3 protein-coding genes and 2 pseudogenes are annotated in these 4,968 nt (G+C 36.6%); 2 read left to right on the top strand and 3 right to left on the bottom strand.

Annotated features, from left to right (window positions below; translation table 11 throughout):
- Positions 1–203 precede the first annotated feature (203 nt).
- The 3 genes and pseudogenes from ACFWE9_RS25910 to ACFWE9_RS25900 all read right to left on the bottom strand — a co-directional run bounded on the left by ACFWE9_RS25910 (position 204) and on the right by ACFWE9_RS25900 (position 2,272).
- A complete protein-coding gene (locus tag ACFWE9_RS25910; protein WP_230159631.1) occupies positions 204–344 on the bottom strand; it encodes a hypothetical protein in 141 nt (46 codons plus the stop codon).
- 501 nt (positions 345–845) lie between these two features.
- The gene (locus tag ACFWE9_RS25905) at positions 846–1,088 is read right to left on the bottom strand and encodes a hypothetical protein (protein WP_377359521.1); all 243 of its coding nucleotides are present in this window, start codon (positions 1,086–1,088) and stop codon (positions 846–848) included.
- Positions 1,088–2,272 (bottom strand): annotated as a pseudogene (locus ACFWE9_RS25900) (MFS transporter). The gene ACFWE9_RS25905 and the pseudogene ACFWE9_RS25900 overlap by 1 nt, the downstream one beginning before the upstream one ends.
- 115 nt (positions 2,273–2,387) lie before the next feature.
- Between ACFWE9_RS25900 and ACFWE9_RS25895 the strand changes: the two are divergent.
- Both ACFWE9_RS25895 and ACFWE9_RS25890 read left to right on the top strand, forming a co-directional pair.
- Positions 2,388–3,284 (top strand): AraC family transcriptional regulator, encoded by an 897-nt coding sequence (locus ACFWE9_RS25895; protein ID WP_230159628.1) that lies wholly within the window; start codon positions 2,388–2,390, stop codon positions 3,282–3,284.
- A gap of 61 nt (positions 3,285–3,345) precedes the next feature.
- Positions 3,346–4,652 (top strand): annotated as a pseudogene (locus ACFWE9_RS25890) (IS4 family transposase); the annotation flags it as partial.
- Positions 4,653–4,968 lie beyond the last annotated feature (316 nt).

Here is a 4,968-nt window from a genome sequence, read left to right as displayed (position 1 = left end):
CCTTATATGAAGTTCGTGTTCCTCAGACCGGAGGTTTGCCGCTTGCTTCCTTCAGATTCCACGTCACCGTGGACACCCTTGCATTAAGCTAACCATTACTACTGCCTTCATGGTTCGGGACTCACACCCTATAGATTGCACCCATGCCGGGCGCACGAAAAAGCTGCCTTATAGACAGCTCCGATCTTCAGCTAACGCACCCGTTAGTTTAATTTATTTTTATTTTCTAATTCCTCAACTCTCCTTTCCATGTTCTTTATTTTTTTGATTGAGTGAAGGGCGAGCCCTAAAGCTATTCCACCTAAAGTGAATGCTGGAAAAACAAAAAAAGTAAACCATTCCATCTTTTAACACCTCCCTAAAACTACTAAACAATCTTGCCCAATTGTTGAATAAAGGTCAAACAGCACTCTTCAACTATCCTGCCCCTTTAGTTCCATAAGGGGTAAGCACCACATGCCAATCAAGCTAAGGATTTAAAGGCCTCCCTAAACGGGAATTTTGTGTTTTTTATAGTAACTGAGTTCATTTTCATCATTTTTGGGGCAGCCTGTTCTGTTATGTTGATAGGCATGTGGCAAGATGCCAATACGTTCAAAATCTTTCCTTTAACAACCAATTCAATACCCAATCACATGAAATTTCGTGTCCTTATAGACACAATCAATTTCAATACCTGCGATATAGAAAATCTCTTTTGTTTTTTGCCGCAGCTCTTGCTTCTACATTTGCTCATGCACAGTTATGGTCTATAACAGACATAATATGAAGAACATCGCTCCACTTGTTCCACTGGTGCATATTCTCCATCTTCGCTATATATACTTTGCATATGGAAAAATCAATCATAAGCAGTCGAACATCGTATAATATACAAATTTAAAGTAGTCTTTTGCCTCAGAAAGATAAATCTCTACTCCGGAACCTTTAGATGCTTTTTGTTTAAGAAATTGCAGTGCAATACTATTTTTTAAATCATGAACTGTATTATTGTCAGGTAAATGCAGTAGAACATCGCCGCAGCTTTGCTCAATTATTTTTTTGAGCTTTTCAACATTAGGAATCTGCATAATCTTAATTTTGATCATCATACTAAAACCCTTTCTTTCTTAGATTTTTGTAACAGTATTTCATTCATAACAATCATAAGAATCAATATTGCCAATAGATAAAACGGTAGCAGGGAAATACTGATACGATTTGCAATCAGTCCGAACAGTGGGGGCATTAAACAGGTTCCAACATATGCGGAAGCCATTTGAACACCTATCATAGCCTGTGATTTATCAGCACCAAAATGTTCGGGTGTAGAATGAATAATGCAGGGATAAACCGGAGCACATCCCAGGCCAATCAAAATCAAACCCAAAAGGGAAAATTCTTTTCCAAATGGCAATAGTAACGACAGGATACCAACAAATATAAATCCCTGTCCCAAACGAATCATTTGCATATCATTTAATTTTATAGTCAAAAAACCACTGAATGCTCTGCCTATCGTAATTCCAATAAAAAACAGACTGGCAAAACTGGCAGCGATTTCAGAAGACAGGCCCCCATTCAATACAAGATAACTACTGGCCCATAAACCAGTTGTTTGCTCCAAAGCACAATAGCAGAAGAAAGTTACCATTACTTCTTTCGCTCCCGGCATCTTAATAATTTGCGATAGCGAAAGCGGTTTGTTCTGAGTATTAGCATTCTCTGTTTCAAAATTGCTGACAGCTTTCTTTTTCCAGAGTGGCAGGCTCAACAGTAAAACAATAGTCAAAATAATCTGGATTATAAAGATATAACGATACCCTGTATTCCAACCTTGCCCATTTGTCAAAGTGTACCCCATAATATATGGTCCAAGGGAGGCACCGATTCCCCACATACAGTGAAGCCAGCTCATATGACGGCTTGCATAGTGCAGTGCCACATAGTTATTCAGTGAAGCATCTACACTGCCCGCACCAAGACCATAAGGGATTGCCCATAAACATAGCATTCCAAAAGAGTGGCTGACAGAAAATCAGAAAAGTGCGACAGCTGTCATTAGCACGCTAATAGCCGTAACTTTTCCTGTTCCGAGTTTCTTTGTAAGACGATCACTTAGCAGACTGGAGACTATGGTCCCAACGGCGATAATCATAGAAATCACACCTGCCTCGGAAAAAGAAACGTTAAGTTCTTTGTACATCGTAGGCCATGCTGACCCTAGAATCGAATCCGGTAGCCCTAAACTGATAAATGCCAAATAAATAATTGCTAACAATAAATGAAACATTACTTCCCTCCTTGTTTCATTTAATTTCCTATCAAAAGTATACCGCCACAGATAACTTGATACAACTCAATTACGGACGTATACTATAACAAAAACGACCAATAGGAGACGAACTATGAGTTTACAAAAATGCGGATTAAATTTGAACCGTGCAGGTAAAGAACTTCAGCCACACGGAACTTTTGAATTCCCCTGCGCTGGATATTCTGAACGATATACAGATAAACCAGAAGATTTTATTCCGTGGCATTGGCATGAAGAAATCGAAATTGTATATGTAAAAGATGGAGTATTGAAGCTGCAAATACCGGCAAAATCATTTCACCTAAAGAAGGGTGATTGTATTGTTATAAAGTCCAACATTCCCCATTATGCAATGACTGCTTCCTATTGTGAATTGCAGTCTTTGGTTTTTAACCCAATGCTTATTACAGGAAACAAGGATTCTGTATTTGCAAACAAATTTATGCTACCACTTATATCCTGTACTTCATTTGATGGCTATTTATTTAGGGGAGGCGATAATGAAAAAGCGACAAATAATTTTATTAGTGCTTTTGAAGCGTTGGCTCAAAATATTTCTGGATTTGAATTTATAGTCAGAGAAAAGTTATCCAATTTGTGTTTTTTCCTGTACCAACAATTTGAGAAGGAATTTGCGACAGGAGATATGGAACTTGATCGGGATAATTTCCGTATCAGAAAGATGCTTAATTACATTCACAATAACTTTTCAGAAGATTTAACTTTGGTTGATATTGCAAAAGTAGCTGATATTGGAGAAAGAGAGTGTTTGCGCTGTTTTCAAAGGACAATACAACTCTCTCCCATTCAATATTTATTGAAATATAGAATAATGCAAGGAGCAGATTTTCTTTTAAAAAATCCTGCTAATAGCATTTCGGAGATTTCAAGTTTATGTGGGATCGACAGTCCAAGCAATTTCTCAAAAATGTTCAAACGTTTTTATAACTGTACCCCACGAGAATACAGAAACCTACATATGATTTAGTGAATGCGATTGCCCCATCGCCATTAAGCTAACAAAAAAAAATCCACTTTAAAATGAAAACCAAGAAAAAGATTTAGTCGCTTTATGTGTATGGATGAGTCAAAATGTCGCAACGACTTCTTTAACTTAGTTATCTAGCTGTTTAGAGGCATCAACTGAAGTGCTCATCAGCCCTGAGGGATTGAATCAACGATTTAATCAAGTGGCAGTCCAATTTTCACAACACCTATTAGCTGAAATACTAAACCAAAAATTGACCTCATCTATGCCGATTTTTTCTCCATATACTTCTGTTTTCGAGCGTATTCGTATTTTAGATTCAACTGCATTTCAACTTCCAGATCCTTTTTCATTCGTTTATCCAGGTGCAGGAGGATGCAGCCATACAGCGGGAGTAAAGATTCAGCTTGAGTATGATTTATTAAGTGGACAGTTCCTTCATATTCATACAGGTCCAGGTAAACAACATGATCGAACCTACGGTTCCCTGTGTGTCCCAACTGTAACAGCGAATGATTTATGTATCCGATATTTAGGTTATTTTCATTTGAAAAATCTTCAACATATACAAGATAAAAAGGCTTATTTTATCTCACGTATCAAATCGAATACACGTATCTATCAAAAAAATCCTAACCCTGACTATTTTCAAGATGGCAGAATCAAGAAAGGTACAGAGTATATCCAGTTAGATATGGAAGTTGTAATGAACTCTCTTCAACCAGGACAAACATGTGAAATATCCTACGCTTATGTAGGAATGACTGATAAAGTCCCAACTCGTGTGATTGTTCATCGACTAACAAAAGAACAACAACAAAAACGATTACAAGATCAAACTGTAAGAGAAAAAAAGAAAGGAATGAAGTATTCAGCTCGTAGTAAACGACTTAGCGGCATCAATGTATATATGACAAATACCCCTAAAGATATTGTCCCCATGGGGCAAGTACATGATTGGTATTCTTTACGTTGGCAAATCGAGATTTTATTTAAAGCGTGGAAATCATTCTTTCATATTCATCATTGTAAAAAGATAAAACGAGAACGATTGGAATGCCATTTGTATGGGCAACTGATTGCCATTCAACTCTGTTCTTCTACCATGTTTCAAATGCGGCAATTACTTCTTATGAAAAAGAAACGAGAACTGAGTGAATATAAGGCCATATATAAGATTAAAGATTACTTTTTTCTTCTCTTCCAAGCTATACAGAAAGACACCCAAGAGCTATCAAAGATTCTAATTCGCCTGTTCAACCTCCTACAGAAAAACGGACGAAAATCCCATAGGTATGAGAAAAAACAGTCTTTGATATCTTAAGCGTCGTATACAATTTTTCTATGTCTCACAATCATGTAGCGTAATCTAAAAATTTGAAACTTAATAGGGTTTATTTGGTATGCAAATCTTTAAAGGACTTATATTGGATTTTTAGAAAAAAGGAAAAATCTCACACGAAATTAAACTTGCATAAGATTAGCTTGATAGCGATGGGGTAGCACCACATGCCCATCAAGTTACTGTTTTGCTGTACCCCCCAGAACGAAAAAATTCTTTTTGCTATGAATTTTAGAGAAAAGTATCATTTCTTTCGTTAAGGATCACTCTTCTTTTTTGTGTGAAAATTGAGTTAATGACAAAATATAGATATAAACTTAAAATGTTTGTTATAATATAAAC

Origin of the sequence: Peribacillus sp. NPDC060253, from assembly GCF_042727425.1 — a bacterium.
Lineage (GTDB): Bacteria > Bacillota > Bacilli > Bacillales > DSM-1321 > Peribacillus.
This window is presented reverse-complemented; position numbering and strand designations above follow the sequence as displayed.

Bases quoted from the DNA above. Each gene is read 5' to 3' on its own strand.
- ACFWE9_RS25910 (WP_230159631.1), bottom strand. From the start codon at position 344: ATGGAATGGTTTACTTTTTTTGTTTTTCCAGCATTCACTTTAGGTGGA.
- ACFWE9_RS25905 (WP_377359521.1), bottom strand. From the start codon at position 1,088: ATGATCAAAATTAAGATTATGCAGATTCCTAATGTTGAAAAGCTCAAA.
- ACFWE9_RS25895 (WP_230159628.1), top strand. From the start codon at position 2,388: ATGAGTTTACAAAAATGCGGATTAAATTTGAACCGTGCAGGTAAAGAA.